At 34.6% G+C, this 24,199-nt stretch carries 26 protein-coding genes and 1 pseudogene; 19 read left to right on the top strand and 8 right to left on the bottom strand.

All coding sequences use genetic code 11. The annotated features are described in order from the left end of the window. Positions 1-62 precede the first annotated feature (62 nt). Positions 63-701, bottom strand: coding sequence for a YczE/YyaS/YitT family protein (locus MKX31_RS16595; RefSeq protein ID WP_064475053.1), 639 nt, complete (start codon positions 699-701; stop codon positions 63-65). A 194-nt stretch (positions 702-895) separates the two neighbouring features. Between MKX31_RS16595 and pepT the strand changes: the two genes are divergently transcribed. Further along, positions 896-2,128: a peptidase T gene (gene pepT, locus MKX31_RS16590; RefSeq protein WP_000807012.1), complete on the top strand. Its 1,233-nt coding sequence runs from the start codon at positions 896-898 to the stop codon at positions 2,126-2,128. Positions 2,129-2,165: 37 nt separating this feature from the next. On the opposite strand, the gene MKX31_RS16585 is transcribed toward pepT, so the two are convergent. The 3 genes from MKX31_RS16585 to MKX31_RS16575 are packed head-to-tail and all read right to left on the bottom strand — an operon-like array spanning position 2,166 to position 4,181. After that, the gene (locus MKX31_RS16585) at positions 2,166-3,077 is read right to left on the bottom strand and encodes a DNA-3-methyladenine glycosylase family protein (RefSeq protein ID WP_064475054.1); all 912 of its coding nucleotides are present in this window, start codon (positions 3,075-3,077) and stop codon (positions 2,166-2,168) included. Next, positions 3,074-3,604: a methylated-DNA--[protein]-cysteine S-methyltransferase gene (locus MKX31_RS16580; protein WP_064475055.1), complete on the bottom strand. Its 531-nt coding sequence runs from the start codon at positions 3,602-3,604 to the stop codon at positions 3,074-3,076. Before MKX31_RS16580 ends, MKX31_RS16585 begins: the two co-directional genes overlap by 4 nt. Then, positions 3,585-4,181: a bifunctional transcriptional activator/DNA repair enzyme AdaA gene (locus tag MKX31_RS16575; protein ID WP_088047325.1), complete on the bottom strand. Its 597-nt coding sequence runs from the start codon at positions 4,179-4,181 to the stop codon at positions 3,585-3,587. Before MKX31_RS16575 ends, MKX31_RS16580 begins: the two co-directional genes overlap by 20 nt. Positions 4,182-4,335: 154 nt before the next feature. On the opposite strand from MKX31_RS16575, the gene MKX31_RS16570 reads away from it, so the two are divergent. The 6 genes from MKX31_RS16570 to MKX31_RS16545 all read left to right on the top strand — a co-directional run bounded on the left by MKX31_RS16570 (position 4,336) and on the right by MKX31_RS16545 (position 10,081). Continuing rightward, positions 4,336-5,094, top strand: coding sequence for an exodeoxyribonuclease III (locus tag MKX31_RS16570; protein WP_000767613.1), 759 nt, complete (start codon positions 4,336-4,338; stop codon positions 5,092-5,094). A 300-nt stretch (positions 5,095-5,394) separates the two neighbouring features. Next, positions 5,395-6,360, top strand: a complete 966-nt coding sequence (locus tag MKX31_RS16565; RefSeq protein ID WP_048545878.1) for an iron-hydroxamate ABC transporter substrate-binding protein — start codon at positions 5,395-5,397, stop codon at positions 6,358-6,360. Positions 6,361-6,387: 27 nt separating this feature from the next. Further along, a complete protein-coding gene (locus MKX31_RS16560; protein ID WP_001173055.1) occupies positions 6,388-7,395 on the top strand; it encodes a FecCD family ABC transporter permease in 1,008 nt (335 codons plus the stop codon). Then, entirely contained in the window at positions 7,388-8,410 is a 1,023-nt protein-coding gene (locus MKX31_RS16555) for a FecCD family ABC transporter permease (protein WP_064475057.1), read from the top strand. The genes MKX31_RS16560 and MKX31_RS16555 overlap by 8 nt, the downstream gene beginning before the upstream one ends. A 14-nt stretch (positions 8,411-8,424) precedes the next feature. After that, positions 8,425-9,246, top strand: coding sequence for an ABC transporter ATP-binding protein (locus MKX31_RS16550; protein WP_048545874.1), 822 nt, complete (start codon positions 8,425-8,427; stop codon positions 9,244-9,246). A gap of 16 nt (positions 9,247-9,262) precedes the next feature. Beyond that, on the top strand, positions 9,263-10,081 hold the full coding sequence (locus MKX31_RS16545) for an alpha/beta hydrolase (protein WP_340981316.1): 819 nt from the start codon (positions 9,263-9,265) through the stop codon (positions 10,079-10,081). Positions 10,082-10,120: 39 nt separating this feature from the next. On the opposite strand, the gene MKX31_RS16540 is transcribed toward MKX31_RS16545, so the two are convergent. Continuing rightward, a complete protein-coding gene (locus tag MKX31_RS16540) occupies positions 10,121-10,810 on the bottom strand; it encodes a class I SAM-dependent methyltransferase (RefSeq protein ID WP_064475059.1) in 690 nt (229 codons plus the stop codon). A gap of 91 nt (positions 10,811-10,901) precedes the next feature. Here MKX31_RS16540 and MKX31_RS16535 point away from each other — a divergent pair, with 91 nt between their 5' ends. From MKX31_RS16535 to MKX31_RS16490, 10 genes and pseudogenes are all read left to right on the top strand, one after another. Then, entirely contained in the window at positions 10,902-11,966 is a 1,065-nt protein-coding gene (locus tag MKX31_RS16535; RefSeq protein ID WP_088047326.1) for a helix-turn-helix transcriptional regulator, read from the top strand. Between the two features lie 187 nt (positions 11,967-12,153). Next, positions 12,154-12,528, top strand: coding sequence for an ArsR/SmtB family transcription factor (locus MKX31_RS16530; RefSeq protein ID WP_064475061.1), 375 nt, complete (start codon positions 12,154-12,156; stop codon positions 12,526-12,528). A 66-nt stretch (positions 12,529-12,594) separates the two neighbouring features. Next, the gene (gene gpmA / locus MKX31_RS16525; protein ID WP_064475062.1) at positions 12,595-13,317 is read left to right on the top strand and encodes a 2,3-diphosphoglycerate-dependent phosphoglycerate mutase; all 723 of its coding nucleotides are present in this window, start codon (positions 12,595-12,597) and stop codon (positions 13,315-13,317) included. A 60-nt stretch (positions 13,318-13,377) separates the two neighbouring features. Then, positions 13,378-13,623 (top strand): ferredoxin, encoded by a 246-nt coding sequence (locus MKX31_RS16520; RefSeq protein WP_064475063.1) that lies wholly within the window; start codon positions 13,378-13,380, stop codon positions 13,621-13,623. A 43-nt stretch (positions 13,624-13,666) separates the two neighbouring features. After that, complete coding sequence (locus MKX31_RS16515) at positions 13,667-14,614, top strand: cation diffusion facilitator family transporter (RefSeq protein WP_064475064.1); 948 nt, start codon at positions 13,667-13,669, stop codon at positions 14,612-14,614. A gap of 259 nt (positions 14,615-14,873) precedes the next feature. Next, positions 14,874-15,101, top strand: a complete 228-nt coding sequence (locus tag MKX31_RS16510; protein WP_000849103.1) for a hypothetical protein — start codon at positions 14,874-14,876, stop codon at positions 15,099-15,101. Positions 15,102-15,394: 293 nt separating this feature from the next. Then, the gene (locus MKX31_RS16505; RefSeq protein ID WP_000349635.1) at positions 15,395-15,697 is read left to right on the top strand and encodes a metal-sensing transcriptional repressor; all 303 of its coding nucleotides are present in this window, start codon (positions 15,395-15,397) and stop codon (positions 15,695-15,697) included. A gap of 203 nt (positions 15,698-15,900) precedes the next feature. Then, positions 15,901-16,107, top strand: coding sequence for a copper chaperone CopZ (gene copZ, locus MKX31_RS16500; protein ID WP_000436980.1), 207 nt, complete (start codon positions 15,901-15,903; stop codon positions 16,105-16,107). Positions 16,108-16,202: 95 nt separating this feature from the next. After that, positions 16,203-18,623: a heavy metal translocating P-type ATPase gene (locus MKX31_RS16495; RefSeq protein ID WP_088047329.1), complete on the top strand. Its 2,421-nt coding sequence runs from the start codon at positions 16,203-16,205 to the stop codon at positions 18,621-18,623. A gap of 163 nt (positions 18,624-18,786) precedes the next feature. After that, a pseudogene (locus MKX31_RS16490) lies at positions 18,787-19,254 on the top strand (GNAT family N-acetyltransferase). A 31-nt stretch (positions 19,255-19,285) separates the two neighbouring features. Here MKX31_RS16490 and MKX31_RS16485 read toward each other — a convergent pair. Further along, the gene (locus MKX31_RS16485; protein ID WP_001043904.1) at positions 19,286-19,558 is read right to left on the bottom strand and encodes an HU family DNA-binding protein; all 273 of its coding nucleotides are present in this window, start codon (positions 19,556-19,558) and stop codon (positions 19,286-19,288) included. A gap of 141 nt (positions 19,559-19,699) precedes the next feature. Further along, on the bottom strand, positions 19,700-20,515 hold the full coding sequence (locus tag MKX31_RS16480) for a formate/nitrite transporter family protein (protein ID WP_098102220.1): 816 nt from the start codon (positions 20,513-20,515) through the stop codon (positions 19,700-19,702). 194 nt (positions 20,516-20,709) lie between these two features. On the opposite strand from MKX31_RS16480, the gene MKX31_RS16475 reads away from it, so the two are divergent. Together MKX31_RS16475 and MKX31_RS16470 are read left to right on the top strand one after the other, a co-directional pair. Further along, on the top strand, positions 20,710-21,603 hold the full coding sequence (locus MKX31_RS16475) for a metallophosphoesterase (RefSeq protein ID WP_088047331.1): 894 nt from the start codon (positions 20,710-20,712) through the stop codon (positions 21,601-21,603). Between the two features lie 112 nt (positions 21,604-21,715). Continuing rightward, entirely contained in the window at positions 21,716-22,927 is a 1,212-nt protein-coding gene (locus MKX31_RS16470; RefSeq protein ID WP_098111007.1) for a M20 metallopeptidase family protein, read from the top strand. A 54-nt stretch (positions 22,928-22,981) separates the two neighbouring features. On the opposite strand, the gene MKX31_RS16465 is transcribed toward MKX31_RS16470, so the two are convergent. Next, positions 22,982-24,064, bottom strand: a complete 1,083-nt coding sequence (locus MKX31_RS16465; RefSeq protein ID WP_098103412.1) for a chitinase — start codon at positions 24,062-24,064, stop codon at positions 22,982-22,984. Between the last annotated feature and the right edge of the window lie 135 nt (positions 24,065-24,199).

Raw genomic sequence — 24,199 nt, 5'->3', positions numbered from 1 at the left:
AGAAACACCCTATTTGCGATGAGAATCGTAAATAGGGTGAATACTTTGTATTAAGTTGTATTTTAAATATGTTCACTAACTTTCTCTTTGTTATGTAAAGTATGTAAGAGGGCTTGAAACATCTTAAATGATTGCTGAAAGATTGGACTTTGAATAAAGGTGTAAAGAAAAGTTACGATGAAAACAGGACCTCCTAGCATAAATCCAATAACTAGTACAACACATTCTACTATGATTCTAGCACGACTAATAGATAGCCCTGTTTTGTCGGAAATAGTAAGCATGAATCCATCTCGAGGGCCAGCACCAATCCCAGCCGCAACATACATCCCTCCCCCAATACCTGTAATTGCAATACCAGCAAATAAAATGAGTAAGTTTATCCATAAATAATTACTAGCGTTTGGAAGAATGTTTGATTGTAAGAAAAAGTCCATAATGGGACCGATAAGTAGTGCATTTAAAAATGTACCCACATTTATATATTTTCGATCTACTAATAAAGAAATGAGAACGAGACATAATCCACATATGACACTCCACGTACCAATGGTCCATCCAAATCTTTGGTAGAGAGCCATATTTAAAACTTCCCAAGGATGTAAACCGAGAAATTTTACTTTGACTGCAAGAGCATTTCCAAGGCCAAAGAAAATTAACCCTAAGAAAAAAAGAAAATAGCGAAAGAGAGTTAGCCTCATCTTTAAAACCTCCTATATTGTATAATTATGTATATTACATGTAAGAGTTTTGATGTACAAATATTACGACTTTTTAGGGTTTGTTTAAAACTGTTGAATACAAATGAAATTTATGCATTCACAGTCAAAAAAGTTAAAATATTTCGTCTCAAGGATTATAATAGAGAAAGAAATATAAAAGGGAGTGAACGAGTTTGAAACAAGAGCTTATTGAAAGATTTACGAGATATGTAAAGATTGATACACAATCAAATGAAGAAAGTCATACAGTACCAACAACACCTGGACAAATTGAGTTTGGTAAGTTATTAGTGGAAGAGTTAAAAGAGATTGGCTTAACAGAAGTAACAATGGATGATAATGGGTATGTAATGGCAACACTTCCTGCTAATACGGATAAGGATGTGCCAGTAATCGGCTTTTTAGCACATTTAGATACGGCAACAGATTTTACAGGGAAAAACGTAAAACCACAAATTCATGAAAATTTTGATGGCAATGCGATTACGTTAAATGAAGAGCTAAATGTTGTGTTAACGCCAGAACAGTTTCCAGAATTACCATTATATAAAGGACATACGATTATTACAACGGATGGTACGACACTTCTAGGAGCAGATGATAAAGCTGGTCTTACAGAAATTATGGTTGCAATGAACTATTTAATACATAATCCACAAATTAAGCATGGGAAAATAAGAGTTGCATTTACGCCGGATGAAGAAATTGGCCGTGGGCCAGCGCATTTTGATGTAGAAGCGTTTGGTGCATCATGTGCTTATACGATGGATGGCGGTCCATTAGGTGGTTTAGAGTATGAAAGTTTTAATGCTGCAGGCGCTAAGTTAACGTTTAATGGAACGAATACACATCCTGGAACAGCGAAAAATAAAATGCGTAACGCAACTAAACTTGCTATGGAGTTTAATGGATATTTACCAGTAGAAGAGGCACCAGAATATACAGAAGGCTATGAAGGATTCTATCATTTACTTTCATTAAATGGTGATGTTGAGCAAAGTAAAGCGTATTATATTATTCGAGATTTTGATCGTGAAAATTTTGAGGCGCGTAAACATAACGTTGAAAATATTGTGAAGCAAATGCAAGAGAAGTATGGACAAAATGCAGTCGTTTTAGAAATGAATGATCAATACTATAACATGCTTGAAAAAATCGAACCAGTGAGAGAAATTGTTGATATTGCATATGAAGCGATGAAAAGTTTAAATATCGAACCAAACATTCATCCGATTCGTGGTGGAACAGATGGATCACAATTATCGTATATGGGATTACCAACGCCGAATATTTTCACAGGTGGTGAAAACTATCACGGTAAATTTGAATATGTTTCGGTGGATACGATGGAAAAAGCTGTTCAAGTTATTGTGGAAATCGCAAGACGATTCGAGGAACAAGCTTAAAAAAGAACCAAGTAGTGCGGATGCGCTACTTGGTTTTTTAGTATAATACTCGCCACAAATAAAAAGTTGCGTAAGACTCCCAGTTGGTCCAATTTGCCGCAAAATCTTTTATTTCCTGTTTAGTCGGTTTACTTTCAGAACCTGTTATATATTTAATTGCATTGTGCAAGCCAACATCGTCAATTGGAAAAGCGGAAGGAAATCGTAAACAACGCATTAAAACATAGTTGGCAGTCCACGGTCCTATACCGTGTATAGCAGTTAATTGTTTTTCAGCTTGTTTCACATCTTGTATTTGCAGTAAAGATTCTTTTGATAGTTTTCCTTCTGTAATAAGCTTTGCAATACCGATTAAATATTCACATTTTCTAGTCGTCATTTTTAATTTTTTAAGTTCCTCTACGTGTAAATGTGCAATCGTTTCAGGAGAAGGGAATATCCAATGTTTTCTATCATTCCATTCTACATAATTACCAAATTGCTCGACTAATCTTCTTTTTAGCGTATAAGCATATGTGAGGTTAATTTGCTGACCGATAATTCCCCAGGAAAGTGCTTCAAATAAGTCTGGAATACCTAAAGTACGAAGGCCATAATATTGTTCAATTGGTCCTTGAAGGAGTACATCAAGTTTAGCTAATGTATAAAAGGGAGCTAAATCAGTAGTTAAATCAAACCAATCCTTCACATAAGTAGCTACAGCTTCGCATACCGATTCTTCAGATGTATATAATTCTTCTAAAAAACGTATTTGAATATTACCATTCGTATTCATACTAATTTCAACTAAAGGATTTACATCGTGAACAGGAATAACTTTATAAATTTTGTTATCTTCAATTTGGAACATACATTCATTGTTAGAACGTGATAGATAGCGTAAATTTTCTTGGAAACTAAATTCTGTTGGAACTGCTAAAGTTAATGCGTTAGTATATTCTGTTGTCATATGAATTCTACCTGCGACTTTTCTAATGTAAGCAACTCTTTCTTCATTCCTAATCCACCTCTAAAACCAGTTAGTTTACCATTCTTTCCAATAACACGATGGCAAGGAATTGTAATGAGAAGAGGGTTGGCAGCAATAGCAGTAGCAACGGCACGCACAGCAGTAGGTTTGTGCATTCTTTCGGCAATTTCTGAATAAGAATATGTCTTTCCATAAGGAATTTCACGTACCGTATTCCAAACAGATAATTGAAAATCAGTTCCGTAAGCATCGATAGGGAATGTAAAAGTTTCTCGCTTACTTTCTAAATACTCGATAACTTCTTTCGTATATGATGGCAGGTAATCTGGATTACATGCCAATATATGTTGTGGCAATTTTTTTCTAGCCCATATATTTAGTTCTTCAAAGCTTTCATCTTGTGATCCAATGAAGCATAGTCCATTTTCAGTTGCAGCAATATGAAAATGCCAATCTTCATGTGTAAGTAGCGTCCAATATATAAATTTATTTTTGGAGGAATTCATTATTGTATCCTTCTTTCATTTCGTTCTTTTTTCGATATTCAGTAGGAGTAAACCCGGTTTTCTTTTTAAATAAAGTTGCGAAATACTCTGGGTTTTCTATCCCGATAGCAGTACTAATTTCTTTAATGGATTGATTTGTTTGTAAAAGGTGCTCTGCCGCTTTAACAATCCTAAACTGTTGTATATATTCTATTGGGCTTATCCCAGTCATTTTTTTGAAAGTGCGTTGTAAATGAAATGGGCTACCATGGCACATTTCAGCAAGTATGTCGAGAGTTAATAATTCGTTAAAGTCTTTTTCGATACAATCTTTAATTTGTTTTACCCACTCTTCATTAGGTAAAGTGATCCCATTTGGCTTACAACGTTTGCACGGGCGAAAGTTTTCACTCAATGCTTGCTCTGCGTGATGAAAAATTCGTACATTGTTTCTATTCGGTATTCTTGATTTGCATGATGGCCTGCAAAAGATTCCGGTTGATTTCACAGCATAAAAGAATTTACTATCATAGGAAGAATCATTATGAATAATTGCTTGCCAATGCTCATTTGTTAACGTAACCCCTTCATTGTGCAAAGAACATCACCTCTGAAATTAGTATAACCTGAATAAAGTGCGTATGTATGTATTCACAAATGTAAGAGCAAGATTACAAAGGTGAAAATATGATTGTTTTTCTATTTTGTGATAGCATGAAATTTGGAAATAAACATCAAGAGGAGGGCTATAAGTGAAGTTAATTTCATGGAATGTAAATGGCTTGCGAGCTGTTATCGCAAAAGGTGGATTTTTAGAATATCTCGAGGAATCAAGTGCTGATATATTTTGTCTACAAGAGATTAAATTACAAGATGGACAAATTGATTTAAATCCAGAGGGATATTATGCATATTGGAATTATGCCGTGAAAAAAGGTTATTCAGGAACAGCAATTTTTTCGAAAAAAGAACCGCTTGCTGTTACATACGGTTTAGGAATTGAAGAGCATGATCAAGAAGGACGAGTTATCACTTTAGAATTCGAAGATTTTTACATAATTACGTTATATACACCAAATTCAAAACGTGGATTAGAACGATTAGATTACAGAATGAAATGGGAAGATGATTTCCGGGCTTATATTAAGCAATTAGATAAAAAAAAGCCCGTTGTTTTTTGCGGAGATTTAAATGTTGCTCATAAAGAAATCGATTTAAAAAATCCAAAAAGTAATCGTAAAAATCCTGGATTCTCTGATGAGGAAAGGGAGAAATTCACACGTATTTTAGAAGAGGGATTTATTGATACGTATCGTTATCTGTATCCTGATCAGGAAGGTGCATATTCGTGGTGGTCGTATCGTATGGGAGCGAGAGCAAAAAATATTGGATGGCGTTTAGATTATTTTGTTGTTTCGGAAAGAATGAAAGATAAAATAACAGAGGCGAAAATTAATAGTGAAGTAATGGGATCAGATCATTGCCCAGTTGAATTACATATAAATTTCTAAAAAAAGAAGTATCTTCCTAGGATTAGGCAGATACTTCTTTTTTTATTCATTTTGTTAAAATTTTTCAAATCTTTCTTGAAATAATCGCATATTAAATATATACTTAGTAACGATAATCATTATCAGTGGGGAAGATTATCAAAGGATGAGGTGTAAAAAGAATTATAGCTTAGGGGAAGTGAACGAGAATGAGTTCTGGATAGAATTATTAATTTAATGAAATATATATGTAAGATAAGTTTCATATAGTTAAATTTTATTAAGAATATTGTTTGAAAATTCGAGAGGAGATATATAAAGATGAATAAGAAGTTATTTACATTAGGGATGGTTACAGTATTAAGTGTAGGACTAGCAGCATGCAATAGTACGGATAAAACTTCAGGAGAACAAAAGCAACAGACAAAAGCTACGGAAACGAAAAAAGACGAAAAAAGAAAAATTACATATTTAGGTAAAGAATATACAGTACCAGCAAAAGTAGATAAAATTGCGACAGCTAGTTTAGAGTCAATGGAAGATGCAGCGGTACTTGGTATTAAGCCGGTAGGTGCCATTACTGTAGGTGGTAAATTACCGAAGTATCTTGAGAAAGATTTAGAGGGTGCGAAATCTGTTGGTGAGAAAATGCAACCAAATTTTGAAACATTACTACAATTAAAGCCAGACGTTATTACATCAAGTACGAAATTCCCAGCAGAAACAGCTGAAAAGTTTACGAAAGTAGCTCCGACATTCCCAGTATCACATGTTTCAACAGATTGGGAAGATAACTTAAAGTTAATGGGAGAATTAACTGGTAAAAAAGATAAAGCAGAAAAAATTATTAAAGATTACAATGCAGATGCTGAAAAAGCAAAAGCAAAACTAGGAGATAAGTTAAAAGACAAAAAAGTACTTGTCATTAGACTAAGAGCAAACGAATTATTCCTATATCCAGAAGGAGTATACTTCAACCCTGTCATTTATAAAGATCTTGGGCTAACTGCTCCAGAACAACTTAAAGCTGTAAAAGCACAAGAGAAAATTTCATTTGAAAAACTTGCTGAACTTAACCCAGATTATATTTTCTTACAATATGAGGCAAGTGAAAATAAAAATCCGAAAGTGCTAGAAGAAATTGAAAGCAATCCAATTTGGCAAAGTATGAATGCTGCGAAGGAAAAGAAAGTATTTGTAAACGTTGTAGACCCAATGGCACAAGGTGGTACAGCTTGGAGTAAAACAGTATTCTTAAAAGAAGCAGTAAAAAATTTATCTAAATAATACAATAAGTAAGGTGCGTTGAATGATATGCAGAAAACAAATGCAGTACCAGTAACCATATTATGTATAGCACCCATACTGATCTTATTTACAGTTATACTTTCTATTTTGTATGGGGCGAAAAGTATTGATGCTGAAACAGTGTGGAACGCATTATTTCATTTTGATTCAAGCGATGTAAATCATAATATTATTATTACTTCACGTTTACCAAGGGTAGTTGCAGCTCTTTTAGTCGGAGCGTTTCTAGCCATATCAGGAGCACTTATGCAGGGGATGACAAGAAACTATCTTGCATCCCCTTCTATTATGGGTGTGACGGATGGGGCAGCCTTTGTTATTACACTTTGCATGATTTTTCTTCCAGGAATGTCATCAATTGGTATGGTTTTATGTTCAATGATTGGTTCTGCACTAGGAGCCGGTATCGTTTTTGGTTTTGGTTCGCTCCTTCAAAATGGCTTATCACCAGTTAGGTTAGCGATTATCGGAACAGTTATTGGAACATTTTTAAGTAGTGTATCTGCTGCAATGGCTTCATATTTCCAAATTTCTCAAAATGTTAGTTTTTGGTTTAATGCAAAGTTAGACCAAGTGGACCCTAATATCATTAAAATCACGATACCGTTTGGGATAATTGGAATAGTTTTAGCGCTGTTAATATCAAAATCTATTACTATTCTTTCTTTAGGAGAAGAAGTTTCTATTAATCTAGGACAGCGTACAAAACTAGTTAAAGCGATGGCTATTTTATCGGTTATTTTCTTAACAGGAACGGCAGTTGCTTTAGTGGGGAAAGTTGGTTTTGTAGGCTTAATTATTCCGCACATTACTCGCTTTATCATTGGAGTAGATTATAAGTGGATATTGCCATGTGCAGGCGTGATTGGTGGCGTGTTTTTAGCGTTATGTGACGTTTTAAGTAGATTTGTAAACTATCCATTTGAAACACCAATTGGAGTCGTTACCTCCTTAATTGGAATTCCTTTCTTCCTTTATTTAATCCGTACAAGAGGAGGAGAGAGACATGCTTAAAAGTTCGAGTCAGCGCTTTGGAATGACAATGGGGATTATTATATTTTTAATACTATGTGCAATTTATATTAGTTTAACGAATGGTACGTTTGATATTACGATTAAAGATGTATTTAAAACACTCTTTAGAATAGATCCAGTACCAGATCATGATTTAGTTATTTTTGAGTTTCGTCTTCCGCGCATCGTAATCGCTGGATTAGTAGGATTAGGCCTAGGCGTTGCAGGTGCTGTTATTCAAGGGATTACGAGGAATGGATTGGCAGACCCAGGTATTTTAGGAGTGAATGCTGGGGCCGGCACAGCCATCGTTATTTTTATGTTTTTCTTTCAAGGGCAATTAAAGAGCACAGACTGGATGTCTATTATGATGATGCCAATGTTTGGTTTAGTCGGCGGATTAGGTGCAGCTATCATCATTTATCTGTTTTCATGGAAAAACGGTAAGCTAGACTCGCAACGTCTTTTATTAACAGGGATTGCAATTGGATCAGGATTTGGAGCATTTTCTATGTACTTATCACTCAAAATGAAGTCAACTGATTTCGAAATGGCTGCAGTTTGGGTGTCAGGAAGCATATATAGCGCAAACTGGAAGTATATTGTTGCTATGTTGCCGTGGCTTATCATATTAATTCCGCTTATACAAAAAAAAGCTTATTTATTAGATTTATTTCAATTGGAAGAAACGAGTATTACAAGTTTAGGTGTTTCGGTAGAAAGAGAGAAATCTATTTTACTACTAAGTAGTATCGGACTTGTCAGTGCATGTGTTGCAGTTTCAGGAAGTATTGGTTTCATTGGTTTAATGGCACCGCATATAGCGAAAAGACTTGTTGGTATTCAACATAAGCATATCATTCCTACGTGTGGAGTAATCGGAATGTTCCTTGTAATAGCTTCAGACTTTATTGCAAAAACAGTTTTCACCCCTGTAGAGTTACCTGTTGGGATCGTTATTTCTATTGTCGGTGTACCGTATTTCTTATATTTACTTTATAAGGCGAAAGCGTAAGAGGAGGAATAAAAGTGAGTATTTTAAGTGCAAAAAATTTAGAAACGAGTTATGAAAAGCTTACAGTGTTTCGCGATTTAAATGTGGAAATACAAGAAGGAAAAGTAACGACAATTATAGGGCCAAACGGGTGCGGTAAATCAACACTGTTAAAAACGATGGGAAGAATTTTAAAGCAAAAGAGCGGTAAAGTATATTTGCAAGGACAGGATTTAAATACGATTCCAACGAAAGAAATTGCGAAGCAGTTAGCTTTACTCCCGCAAACTCCAATTGCACCAGGAGAACTTAAAGTGGAAGAATTAATTTCTTATGGACGCTATCCACATCGAAATAATGTAAATAAGTTAACTTCAAAAGATAAAGAGATGATTGACTGGGCATTAGATATAACGAAAACTTCTGAATTTCGAACGAGACAAATTGCCAATTTATCAGGTGGTCAAAGGCAAAAGGTATGGCTAGCGATGGCTTTAGCACAAGAGACAGAAGTGTTACTACTAGATGAACCAACGACATATCTTGATATGTCTCATCAATTAGATGTATTACAAATTGTGGAGAAGTTAAATAAAGAACATAATTGTACAGTTGTAATGGTACTACATGATATTAACCATGCAGCAAGGTTTTCAGATGAGATTATTGCAATGAAGGAAGGGGAAATCGTTACAACTGGTATCCCAGAAGAAATCATTACAAATGAAGTGTTAAAAGAAGTATTTCATATTGATGCGCGTGTCATGATTGATCCGTATAATGGATCTCCTGTTTGCTTTGGATACGATAGTGTTGTCTCTCAAGAAGAGAAAGTAGAAATATATGTAACGAGTTAAGAGGGAGGGATATAAGATGAATACTACTATTGAAAAACAGCAGATTATAACAAGTAATACAGAACAGTGGAAAATGTATTCGAAATTAGAAGGTAAGGAATATCAAATTCATATTTCAAAGCCGAGGCGACCAGCGCCAGAGTCAGGATATCCTGTTATATACGTATTAGATGGCAATGCTTTTTTTCAAACATTCCATGAAGCGGTTAAAATACAATCAGTTAGAGCGGAAAAAACAGGTGTTTCACCAGCCATTATAGTAGGTATTGGTTATCCAATTGAAGGGGCATTTTCAGGTGAAGAAAGATGCTATGATTTTACGCCTAGTGTAATTTCAAAAGATGCACCTTTAAAACCAGATGGCAAACCGTGGCCTAAAACAGGAGGAGCACATAACTTCTTTACATTTCTGGAAGAAGAACTGAAACCTCAAATTGAAAATAATTATGAGATTGATAAAGGAAAGCAAACGTTATTTGGGCATTCGTTAGGTGGCTTATTTGCTTTACATATACTATTTACCAACTTAAATGCCTTTCAAAATTATTTTATAAGTAGTCCATCTATTTGGTGGAATAACCAATCCGTACTTGAAAAAGAAGAGAACCTTATAAGTGAATTAAACAACGCTAAGTTTGAAACAGGAGTGTTCCTTACAGTCGGATCACTAGAACGAGAGCATATGGTTGTAGGGGCAAACGAATTATCAGAGCGCCTTCTTCAAGTAAAACACGATCAGTTTAGATTTACGTTTTATGAGGCTGAAGGGGAGAATCACGCATCAGTTGTGCCGACCTCTTTAAGTAAAGGGTTAAGATTTATTAGTCACGTATAGAAGGTAGAAAAAAGGTAAGCAATTGCTTACCTTTTTTCCTTATTGTTTAAAGGCAACGTATCCATCAATTAAAAAACTAGTAAAAAAGCGAGTAATTTGAGTAAAGCCACATTCCTCCATAATAGTTAGTAGATTCGTTTCGGAAATAGGGAATATTTCCGTTTCAAAAGAATTTTCAAATCTGTTCCAATCTTCTAATGGAATTTGATTTTGCATCATATGGTTGTGCCAAGCATTTAATTGTGCAGAAAACATACTTGTATGGGGTACACCATTTATTGAAGAGAGAAAGAATGGAGCACCAGGCTTTAAGCGACTACTAATTTCATTAAGTAACTCTTTTTTCTCCTTAATAGTTGGGATGAAGTGAAGAACAAGCATACAAGTAGCAGCGTCAAATAATGGATTGGTTAATAATGAATGCACAGTTCCATGTACAAAGTGAATTGGATTTTGTATGCCTTCGTTTTCAATTCTTTTTTTAGCTAACTGTAGCATGCTTTCAGATGGATCAACACCTGTAAAAGATAAGTTGCTATTTTGTTTGCCTATTGAGAGAATTTCTTGTCCACCACCAGCACCTATAACTATTAAATTGGGATTCATATTTTCTTTAGGGAGTGTAGTAAGTAAAAAATGATTCATCATGTTATAAAGGGTAAAATATCCAGGGATTTTCAACGGAATTGTTCGTTCATATGTATGTACAGTATGATCATTCCAGCTCATTTTTTAGCCTCCTCTTTTCCAATAAAGTTTCACTTTATTATGAAATGAAATGGTTAGAGGAAACAATCCCATAAATCTGGGGGGAATAAAGATGATTTATGAACAGGCAACGAAAGAAATAACACTGTTAATGAAAAGCGAGAGCTCAACTAGACAATTTCAAAAAGATTTTTTAAATATATTAAAAAAGGTAATTCCTTTTGATGCTTCCTGCTTCACCGCTATAGACCCGCGTACATTTTTATCAACCGGAGCATATACAGATCAAAGAATTGAACAACTGCATCCGCAGTTATTTATGAATGAATTTTTAGAGGATGATTATAACAAATTTAAAGAGTTAGCACGAAAGCCTCCTCATGTTGGTGCGATACGTATTGTCACAAATGATAATTCGATAAAAAGCGCTAGGTATCGAAATATTTTAAAACCAGCCGGTTTTATAGATGAAGTAAGAGTGGTTTGTATGAGTAAAGGAAAATGTTTTGGACACTTAAGTTTGTTTCGAGATAATACAAAAATACCTTTTCAGCATGATGAATGTAAGTATTTATCGAAGGTGGGTTTATTGGCAGGAGATACTTTAAGAACATCCTTTATAACCCGTTCAGAAGAAAAAATAGAAGTAGTAGGAATGGGCATGATTATATTAAATGAAAATCTTAAACTAAATTATTGGGATGAAACAGGATACATATGGTTATCAAACTTTAGAAAGTATGAACAATTGACTGAAGAGGACATTCCAAGGCCGATACGTGCAGTTTGTTCGCAAGTAAAAGCAAATGAAACTAATAAAGAAGCAACAGTCTGTATAAGTTTAACGTGTGGACAATTTTTGGTTATTCGTGCAAGTAGGTTAGAAAGTTACAGTAGTTGTCATACAGGATATAGGGTTTTGTTCGAAAGTGCACGGCCAGAAGAAGTTTTTCCTCTTCTTGCAGATTCTTATAGTTTGTCTCAAAGAGAGAAAGAAGTGATAGTAGGAATTGTTAGGGGGATGTCAACGAAAGAAGTGGCAAAAGAATTGTGTATTTCTACGTATACAGTTCAGGATCATTTCAAGTCAATTTTTGAAAAGGTCGGAGTAGGCAGTAGAAACGAACTTATATGGGAGCTTTTTTCTAAGTTTTGTTTTTTAAAGGGGGAATACTAAAAGAAAAATGGTTTAATTTATCCGGTATTAACGGTCGGACAGCTCATAAGATCGATTACTGCGGGCTAATAATTAGTGGGGTTTTTAGGATAAACGAGAAACATTCAAATAAACGTTTGAATGTTTCTCGTTTATAAGGTATACTACATACATAATCAAATATATACTTGAATAAGAGGTGTTACATATGAGCGAAGAGCATTGTGAACTTTGTTATCATGATGAACAAAAAGTAAAACATGCAAGTGATATGCTAGAGAAAGAAAATATAAGTAGTGTAGCAAAAATGTTTAAAGCACTTGCAGATGAAACACGTTTGAAAATTGCTTATGCGTTGTATACGGAGAAAGAACTTTGTGTACGTGATGTCGCAAGTATTATTCATAGTAGTATTGCAACAGCTTCACATCACTTAAGACTATTACAAACGATAGGATTAGCGAAAAAGCGTAAAGAGGGGAAACTTGTTTTTTATTCATTAGATGATTCTCACGTAAATGGATTAATTGAATTAGCGTTTAGTCATAGTAGTGAAATGAAGAATAAAGAACTTGATATGTAATCGCGCATTTTCATAAAGATACTTCTTTATGAAAATGCAACTTTAAAAGGAGAGGAGATAGCAAGTATGGTAAAGCTAGTTTTAATACGACACGGACAAAGTGAATGGAATGTTGAAAATAGGTTTACTGGTTGGACGGATGTTGATTTATCCAATAAAGGTTTGGAAGAAGCAAGAGAAGCCGGAGTAATGCTGAAAGCGAATGGTTTCTCATTTGATATCGCATATACGTCTGTTTTGAGAAGAGCGATGCGTACTTTATGGATCACTCTCGAAGAAATGGATTTGATGTGGATACCTGTTCATAAAACATGGAAATTAAATGAGCGCCATTACGGTGCGCTTCAAGGATTAAATAAGGAAGAAACAGCGAGAAAATATGGCGATGAGCAAGTAACTTTATGGAGACGTTCAACAAATGTACGCCCACCAGCACTTACAAAAGATGACGAAAGATATGAAGCAGCACATCCGAAATATAGAGATGTAAAAGAGTATGAATTTCCTCTTACAGAAGATCTAGAAGATACAGAGAAACGAGTTGTTTCATATTGGAATGAAGAGGTAGCTCCTAATGTAAAAGCTGGTAAACAAGTAATTATTGCAGCACATGGAAATACAATACGTGCTTTAGTAAAACATTTAGATCAAATTTCAGATGAAGAAATAGAAAATGTAAACATTCCAACAGGAACACCATTGGTTTATGAGTTGGATAATGATTTAAAACCGATATGCCATTATTATTTAAATAGGGAAATAGAAACTTTGGAAGGAAATTTGGTATAAAACAAACGGTTTTATATACCCTACCTATGTATTGTATATAAATAACGGAGGAGATTTATAGTGTTACATTATACGGTTGTAGATAAAAAGAATTGTGAGTCATGTGGATTATGCACTTCTATAGCACCTGATATATATCAATTAGATGGAAGAGGAAAATCATTTGGTCTATTAGATAGTAATCAAGGAATAATGGGGATCCCAAAAACTTTCTTGCAAGCAATGTTGGCGGCTAGTGATGGCTGCCCAACAAGTTCAATTCAGGTAAGAAAAGAACCATTTATAAAGAAAATGAAAATTCAATAGAGGAAGTATTAAGGATAAAACAAAATTAAAAGGAGGAATTTATATGGGACATCATCACGGTCACCAACATCATGGGCATGCTCACGGGCATTCCCATGGACATCATCATTTTGAGGAGAGTAGAAAAGGGAATAAAAAAGGATTAATTACAGCTTTAGTAATTACAGCAACTATTATGTTTCTTGAATTTTTTGGAGGACTAGTTACAAATAGTTTAGCTTTATTATCAGATTCAGGACATATGTTAAGTGATACGAGTTCATTATTATTAAGTTTAATTGCAATCGGACTTGCAGCTAGAACGGTTACTTCTACAAAAACATATGGATATTATCGTTTTGAAATTTTAGCAGCATTAATTAATGGAATCACATTATTTGTTGTAGCAGGGCTTATCGTATGGGAAGCAATTGGTCGTTTTTTTGAACCACCAACTGTAGCAAGTGGTCCAATGATGTTAATCGCATCAATTGGTTTATTAGCAAATTTAATTAGTGCATGGGCACTTATGAGACAAGGTGACGTGAAAAATAACGTGAATTTACGTAGCGCGTATTTACATGTTCTTGGGGATGCTTTAGGGTCAGTGGGAGCATTAGTAGCTGGTGTACTTATGTCATTATTCTCATGGTATATTGCAGATCCAATTATTTCAGTAGTTGTAGCTTTATTAATTTTAAAGAGCGCATGGGGAGTAACAAAACATTCTATTCATATACTTATGGAGGGTACACCGGTTGCAATTGAAATAGAGAAAGTGAAGCAAGCAATTAAAGGAGTAGAAGGTGTACGTGATTTACATGACCTTCATATTTGGACAATTACATCGGGATTAGATGCATTAAGTGTCCATGTAATAATTGATAAAAAACAGGATGATCAAGAAGTACTTCAAAATATTATTGATATGCTAAAAAAAGAGTTCCATATTGAACATGCTACAATTCAAATTGAAACACTTAACATTAAACATAATGAAATGATTGTCTAATAAAATGCAAACAAAAGGCTATGGGGAAATTCTCCATAGCCTTTTGTTTGTGCAAGTAGAATTGTCCTTTTTGAAAGTTTTGTTTCAACTTTTCGTCTAAAGAGACAAAAAGTTGTCACAATTCGGTCACAATTAGCATAAACATAAAATAGACGAAATGAACTTATTTCCAAAAAGGCTTGATTCATTCCAGTCATGATTAGTAGAGCTGAAAAAGCATGGATTAAAAGTTCACTATATTCTCAAGGAGGTAGATCGTATGAAAACTATTCTTGCTATCGCTGGGCTTATTTGGGTTTTATCACATGGCATTCCAATTTATGAAGGAGAACAAATTCGCAGTGCTCTGAATAAAAATTTTAATGAATATCATATCATTGATCGGCAAGATAATGTCGTGACAGTTCGTGTAAATGACTGTTTTCATACGGTAACCGTTGAAGGAACTTCAGTAGTGAATGACACAAAAGTATGTGATCAGCAATAATTATATATAGGAAGAAAAAAAGTCTCAATTTACACGTATGAAAATTGAGACTTTTATATTTGTGGATGAATAATAAGCGGGGAGGAATAATCCCTGCTTATTATTGTTTTTTGAAAAAAAGGTAAGGGTATCATAATAATTGAGTCTGAGAAGCTAATAAGTTGTTAAGAATAAGCATAGAGCAGAAATATACTCATATGGGGTATCATACGTAGATATTTAATGCTATAATTGGTATACTCGTAAAAGCAATTGTTTTATTGGATGAAGAGAAACTTTAAGAAGGTGATAATATGGATCATAAAGATCATGAAGCGGTAACACATAGATCAGAAAAAGAAAAAGAACAAATTATAAATAGATTAAAGAGAATTGAAGGACAAGTCCGCGGTATTCAAAATATGATTGAAAATGATCGTTATTGCGTGGATATTTTAGTGCAAATTTCAGCGATTAATGCAGCAATGAAAAAAGTAGGAATGGGTGTATTAAAAAACCATACAAGTCATTGTGTTTCAGGTGCTATTAAAGATGGCAATGGTGACGAAGCAATTGAAGAATTAATGACAGTATTTGAACGTTTTTCAAAAGCGTAAAAACAAGCTAGTATGTCACTGGCTTGTTTTTTTGTTTATTTTTATATAGGATTTCGAGGTATTGGTGTGAAAAAGTGTGTGTAAAATAAACTTTTAGAAAATAATTGAAAAATCATGATATAAAACCATTGATTACCTTAGGGGGGTATGGTAAAATGTAATTGTGATTAACAAACAATGAAGAAACAAGAGGAGGATTTTAAATGGAACAGTTAACATTACAAGTTGAAGGTATGTCTTGTGGACATTGTGTAAATTCTATTGAAAGCAGTGTGAAAGAACTAAACGGTGTTGAGCAAGTGAAAGTTCAATTAGCAGAAGGTACTGTTGAAGTTACTATCGATTCATCAGTTGTAACGTTAAAAGATATCGTTGCTGTAATTGAAGATCAAGGGTACGATGTTCAATAATTATTTTTAGATATGGAAATAAATCGTACTTTATAGGAAGTACGATTTATTTTGTTAATAATTATACCTTATGAGGGTATATAGAGGTGAGAGACATGAATGAACAGAAAGAGGCCAATCTTCAAATATCAGGAATGACATGTGCGGCATGTGCAAATAGAATTGAAAAAGGTCTAAAAAAAGTAGAAGGTGTTCATGATGCAAATGTAAATTTTGCACTTGAAAAAACAAAAATAATGTATGATCCCAAAAAAACAAATCCGCAACAATTTAAGGAAAAAGTTGAATCGTTAGGATATGGAATTGTCAGTGATAAAGCTGAGTTTACTGTTTCTGGGATGACATGCGCAGCATGTGCGAATAGAGTAGAAAAGCGTTTAAATAAGTTAGAAGGTGTGAACGGAGCGACAGTAAATTTCGCTTTGGAATCAGCTACAGTAGATTTTAATCCTGATGAAATTAATGTAAATGAAATGAAGAGTGCAATTACGAAATTAGGATATAAATTAGAAGTGAAATCAGATGAGCAAGATGGATCAACTGATCATCGCTTACAAGAAATTGAGCGACAAAAGAAGAAATTTATCATTTCGTTTATTTTATCATTCCCGTTACTGTGGGCAATGGTAAGTCATTTCTCATTTACATCATTTATTTATTTACCTGATATGCTTATGAACCCTTGGGTGCAGCTAGCTCTTGCAACTCCAGTTCAGTTTATCATTGGTGGGCAGTTTTATGTTGGGGCTTATAAAGCGTTACGAAATAAAAGCGCCAATATGGATGTTCTCGTGGCACTTGGAACGTCTGCAGCGTATTTCTACAGTGTGTATTTAAGTATTAGGTCGATTGGTTCTTCGGAACATATGACAGACTTGTATTTTGAAACGAGTGCAGTACTTATTACATTAATTATTTTAGGTAAATTATTTGAGGCGAAAGCAAAAGGACGCTCGTCAGAAGCGATTAAAAAATTAATGGGATTACAGGCGAAAACTGCTACTGTTGTACGAGATGGAACAGAAATAAAAATTTTAATCGAAGAAGTGGTAGCTGGTGATATCGTTTATGTAAAGCCTGGTGAAAAAATCCCAGTAGATGGGGAAATTGTAGAAGGAAAGTCAGCAATAGATGAATCGATGTTAACAGGTGAAAGTATTCCGGTTGATAAAACAATTGGGGATGTAGTAATTGGTTCTACAATAAATAAAAATGGCTTTTTAAAAGTGAAAGCAACTAAGGTAGGAAGAGATACTGCATTAGCTCAAATTATTAAAGTAGTAGAAGAGGCGCAAGGTTCAAAAGCTCCTATTCAACGGGTAGCAGATCAAATTTCTGGTATTTTCGTACCGGTTGTAGTTGTGATTGCTATTATCACATTCGCAGTGTGGATGCTATTTGTTACACCTGGTGATTTTGGCGGAGCACTTGAAAAAATGATAGCCGTACTTGTTATCGCTTGTCCATGTGCATTAGGTCTTGCAACGCCTACATCTATTATGGCGGGATCAGGAAGATCAGCAGAGTATGGTATTTTATTTAAAGGCGGGGAGCATTTAGAAGCAACGCACCGATTAGATACAGTTATTTTAGATAAAACAGGTACTGTGACAAATGGGAAGCCGGTGCTAACAGATGTAATTGTAGCAGATGGATTCCACAAAGAAGAAATACTACGTTTAGTAGGTGCGGCAGAAAAAAATTCTGAACATCCACTTGCAGAAGCGATTGTAGAAGGAATTAAAGAAAAGAAAATTGAAATCCCAAGTTCAGAAACGTTTGAAGCAATTCCGGGATTCGGCATCGAATCAGTCGTAGAAGGGAAACAATTATTAATTGGTACACGTCGATTAATGAAGAAATTCGATATTGATATTGAAGAAGTTTCTAAATCGATGGAAGCCCTAGAACGAGAAGGAAAAACGGCAATGTTAATAGCAATAGATAAGGAGTATGCTGGAATAGTTGCCGTTGCAGATACTGTAAAAGATACTTCAAAAGCAGCTATCTCAAGACTTAAGAAAATGGGTCTAGACGTTGTTATGATTACAGGAGATAATACACAAACTGCTGAGGCAATCGCTAAGCAAGTTTGTATTGATCACGTAATTGCAGAAGTATTACCAGAAGGAAAAGCAGAAGAAGTGAAAAAACTGCAAGCACAAGGTAAGAAAGTAGCAATGGTTGGGGATGGAATAAATGATGCTCCTGCACTTGCTACGGCGGATATCGGTATGGCAATTGGAACAGGAACGGATGTAGCGATGGAGGCGGCAGATATTACGTTAATCCGTGGTGATTTAAATAGTATTGCTGATGCAATCTTTATGAGTAAGATGACGATAAGAAATATTAAGCAAAATTTATTTTGGGCACTAGCTTATAACGGCTTAGGCATCCCGATTGCAGCGTTCGGTTTCTTAGCACCTTGGGTTGCTGGAGCCGCGATGGCATTTAGTTCTGTATCCGTTGTATTAAACGCATTACGACTGCAAAGAGTGAAATTTAAAAAATAAAAATCTATAGAGTAATTGCAGATGCTTACAAACAAAAAAACAATACTTTGAAATAAGTATTGTTTTTTTCTTTCTATAGAAAGAAAAAAGATATAATAAAGCAGAAATATTGAATACTAGATGGTAGAAAAGTTAAATGATAGTTTAGTAAGGAGGTTCGTATATGTTAAAAGACACGATTATTAGAACATTTCATAAAGAGGATTTAGAACAAGTATTACAGTTGTTCTATGAAACAGTTCATACAATTAATGCAAAAGATTATAACGTATTACAGCTACAGGCATGGGCACCGGATTGACTAGATAGAGAAAGCTGGTTAAATTCTTTAGAGAGGAATATTAGTTATGTAGCGGATCATAACGGTGTGATAGTGGGATTTGGGGATTATAATGAAGATCATTACGTAGATCGCTTATTTACGCATAAAGATTATCAAGGGAAAAGGATAGCTTCCTATATACTACAGAAGTTAGAAAAAAAAGCAGTGAACTTGGGGCATGGGGAGGTATATACAGAGGCGAGTATTACAGCAAAACCTTTCTTTGAAAGTAAAGGTTTTATTTGCATAAAGGAACAAAAGAAACAGCATAATGGTCAGATTTTTATTAATTATGTAATGAAAAAATAGCCCTCTCGTAAACGAGAAGGCTATTTTTTCATTATTTTACAGCTTCTTTTAGTTCTTTACCAGCTTTGAAAGCAGGTACTTTAGAAGCTGCGATTTGCATTTCTTCACCAGTTTGTGGGTTACGGCCTGTACGAGCAGCTCTTTCGCGAACTTCGAATGTACCGAATCCGATAAGTTGTACTTTCTCACCAGCAGCTAAAGTGTTAGTGATTGATTCTACTACAGTTTGTACAACTACAGTAGCTTCTTTTTGAGAAATCTCAGCATTTTGTGCTACGTTTTTAATTAATTCTGTTTTGTTCATGTTTTTCACCTCATATGTAAATAATGCTATTTAAGTTGTTATTATAACGTATAAAACATTCGAGAACAAGTGTACGTACATATATTCGTAAAAAAAATGAAATTTGTAATATTTTTGAGAGCTACTTTATAGACATTCAATTTAAGCGGATACAGATTTTTTCTTTAATGCAGTTTGCTCTTTATTGGAAGGGAGTTTCTTATTATAGGATATGAAATAAGGTAATGCTACAAATAACATACCTCCTACTAAGTTTCCGAAGAAAACAAAAATGAAGTTTGGAAAATATTCAATCCAAGTTAAATGACCGGCAAAAATTGCAGCTGGGATGACAAACATATTAGCTACAACGTGTTGAAATCCAATCGCAACAAAAGTCATAACTGGGAACCAAATGCCGATAATCTTTCCGATAAATTCTTTACTTCCCATACTGAGCCAAACAGCTAAACAAACGAGCCAATTACATCCGATTGCAGAAATGAAGGCTTGTAGTGGTGTATCTTGTAGTTTAGTTTGCGCAATAGAAACTGTTTTCGTTAAAAAAGCTCCCTCTGTTAATCCGACGATATGACCGAAAAAATAAGCAACGAATACAGCACCTATGAAGTTGCTAAACGTAACAATAACTAAATTTTGAATGAAGTGAAATAAGTCGATTTTTTTGTGAAGCCACGCCATTGAAACGGTCATCATATTGCCAGTTACTAACTCACCGCCTGCAAGAATAACGAGTATAAGACCGATAGGGAATACAGCGGCACCTAGAAAACTAGTAAATGATCCCCAAGAATTTGGCATTGTTCCAATAACATGAATATCGAGTAAATACCCTAATGCTATGAAAGCACCACCAAAAAAACCGAGAATTAACATAGGGAGTAATGATAAATGAGCTTTTTTTCTTCCGGAATTCGCAGCAAGTTCCGTAATTTCTTCTGGTGTAAATACAGACATGAATAATCTCTCCTTAATAAAATGATAGAATAAATAGAAGGAATGTTTTTAAGAATCTATGTATTATAAAAATATGTTATGCCTTCTGTATAAAATTGTCAAAGTGAATGGGTAGAATTGGATATAACTAACATTGTTCATGTTGTCACATTAATGTAACAATAAGGCTTTAAAGTATTTCTAGAGGTGAGAACATGAATACGCATCATGTAAAAAAAGAACAAAAAAAATCAATCATAAAAATATTTGCAATCAGTTTCATAAGTATAATAATGATTTCAGTAAGTTTGTATTTCTATGCGACAGAAATAGAACGAAAACTAGTAACAGTTACGTGGAATGAAATAGAAGCATCTACAATTCCTAAAGAGTTTAATAATAAAAAAATATTACAATTCTCAGATGTACATTTAGGGCCAGAATTTACACTGAAACAACTAGAAAATTTGGTGGAGAAGATGAATGCGTTACATCCAGATGTAGTAGTTTTTACAGGGGATTTAATAGATAAGTTTGGATCGTATAAAGCCGAAAGAGAAGAAGCGAAAAGTATTTTACAGAAAATACATGCGCCTTTAGGGAAATATGCTGTGTTTGGGAATCATGATAGGGGCGGGGGAGGTAGTTTATTTTATAAAAAGTATATGGAGGAAGCTGGTTTCTCTGTGTTAGTAAATGAAGTGCAGAAAATAAAAGCGGAAAACGGTAAGTATATTACAATAGCAGGTTTGGATGATTTTTTATTAGGTAAGCCGCAAATAGACTCGACTTTAAAACATATAAGGCAACAAGATTTCAATATGCTATTAGTACATGAGCCAGATGTTGTAGATAGAGTAGCTCGTTACCCAGTTGATTTTCAAATGTCAGGCCATAGTCACGGAGGACAAGTTCAAATTCCTTTTATAGGTCCATTAATTACTACAAAGTTAGCTGAGAGTCATGTTGAAGGTATGTATGAATTAGAAGGGAAGAATAAGCCGTTACATTTATACGTAAATCGTGGTATTGGGACAACCCGAATGCCTGTTAGATTTTGGAGTGTACCTGAACTTTCAGTATTTGTATTGAAGCAAAATAGTAACTAGACTATTTTAGAGTAGTAGGAGGGCTTTCAAAGAAAGTGCTCTTTTTTATTGATTAAACACGGAATATTATGTAACTTTTAATTAAAGTGTTAAAAAAGAAAGGGGCATTTCTATGATAGAAACATGGTATAAAGAATTGGAAAGTTTATATAACGAAATGGTTTTGTGGCGAAGAGATTTTCATCAATACCCAGAGCTATCGTTTCAAGAAATAGAAACACCGAAAAAAATAGCTGAAATCTTAAAAAGTTTTCATATTGATGTGACAACAAATGTTGGGGGAAGAGGGGTAATCGGCGTAATTGAAGGTGGAAAACCTGGGAAGACGATAGCGCTACGTGCTGATTTTGATGCACTACCTATTCAAGATGAAAAGCAAGTTTCATATAAATCAAAGGTTCCCGGCGTAATGCACGCTTGTGGACATGATGGACATACAGCAACACTTTTAGGCGTTGCAAAAATATTAAGTGATCATAGAGACCAGCTTTCTGGAAAAATAGTTCTTATACATCAACATGCAGAAGAGAAAGAGCCTGGCGGAGCAATTGCTATGATTGAGGATGGTTGTTTAGAAGGTGTAGATGTTGTGTTTGGAACACATTTATCTTCTCAAATGCCTATAGGAATGGTTGGAGCGAAAGCTGGAGCAATGATGGCGGCAGCTGATACATTTGAAGTAAAGATTCAAGGGCGAGGCGGTCACGGCGGTATGCCGCATCATACTGTTGATGCTATTATCGTTGCAACACAAGTAATTAATCAGTTACAACTTTTAGTGAGTCGAAAAATAGATCCGCTTCAATCTGCGGTATTAACAGTTGGTACATTCCATGCTGGTCAGGCGGATAATATCATTGCGGATACTGCTACGTTTACAGGAACCATTCGAACGCTAGATCCTGAAGTGAGAGAATATATGGAGAATGAATTTAAACGAGTTGTTGAGGGGCTTTGTCAGTCTCTTCATGCTGAGGTTAGTATTCAATATAAACGAGGCTATCCAATATTAATAAATCATTTAGATGAAACGAGTCATTTTATGGAGATTGCGAAACGTGACCTTGGAAGAGAAAGGGTCATTGAAGTGCCACCTATTATGGGTGGAGAAGATTTTGCATATTACTTAGAATGTGTTCCAGGAGCATTTTTTTTCACAGGTGCGCGTAATGAAGAAATAGGAGCAACATATCCACATCATCATCCTCAATTTGATTTTGATGAACGAGCAATGTTAATTGGTGGAAAATTACTTTTAAGTCTTGTAAATAGTTATGTAAGAGATGGAAAAGAATCTCTTCATCATGTAGAAGTGAAAAAGTAATTTACATAAATAAAAAACAACAATAGGTCATATAAAACCTATTGTTGTTTTTTATTATTTTTGCAAGGAAAGACTATCAAAATATGTTCTATAGTTATTAGAGAATTCAAAGTTGTTTTTTGCATCCCAATTAATAGACCAAGACATTAGGCCGCGGAATGCAGGATAGCCATTCTGATTTGAAAGTTTATACTTTCCTCCAAAAGGAATTCCTTTAATGATATAATCTAAAGCTTTTTTCATTTCAGTTGGAGAAATATATCCGCCACTTGGAGCAGCTGCTGGTGCTGCAGGAAGTCCAATCATGACTTGATCCGAACGAAGAGCTGGGAAAATGTTATTTGTATTACCACCTACAGGAAAACCATGTAAGAGCATATCTGCCATAGCGACTTCGTAGTCTGCAGTACCTTGATTGTAGTTATTACCGTCCATTCCAATCCCGCTACCAGCATTGTAGTGTTGAACGTGAATGTATGTTAGTTTGTCTTTTACTCCGTAAATAATCGGTAAATAAGCACCCCAGATGCTTCCATATGCGCTATAACCACCTTGAACATAAGCTGTTTCAGGGGCCATGCTTAATAGAAAATCTGGACCATAATGATCTGAGATTGTCCGAATAGCTGAAATAAGATTTACGATTTGAGGAGTCGTGGGGTTTTTGAAATTAGTGTCATTTCCGTTTAAGTAAATACCTGATTCAAGGTCAATATCTATTCCATCAAAACCGTATTTATCGATCAGAGATTGTATGGAATTAATAAAACGTTGCTTAGCCGCATTGTCAGGAAGTAAAACGACCCCATTTTGTCCACCTATTGAAAGAACTATTTTCTTACCTTTACTTTTTAAATAAGAAATATCTGATTTGAACTCTGCATCCGTACCATACACAGGAGAAAATTCAACAGTGGAACGATCACCCCCAGTTTCACCGAAAGATACATTGATTACATCCCATTTTGGTGAAACGTCTCTTAATTTAATAATGCCAGTACCGTTATCAAAGTTATGCCAGTATCCAACGAGTAATTTTGATTCTAAATTGTTTGCTGCTTGTGCTTGAAAGGGAGCTAGCGGTAGCAGTAAGAAAATTACTAAAGCGCAACAAATGAATTTGAACTTGTTTAACATATCAACACTCCTATACAAAAAGTTGTCTAGATGTATAATCTTGTTCGTTTAATAATATCTGAAAATTCATTCTTTTGTAAGTCGATTATAATTTTCTCAACAATTGTATATGGAAAACTATTAAACCTAATGAAA

This window comes from Bacillus sp. FSL M8-0063 (assembly GCF_038005545.1).
Classification (GTDB): domain Bacteria; phylum Bacillota; class Bacilli; order Bacillales; family Bacillaceae_G; genus Bacillus_A; species Bacillus_A wiedmannii.
This window is presented reverse-complemented; position numbering and strand designations above follow the sequence as displayed.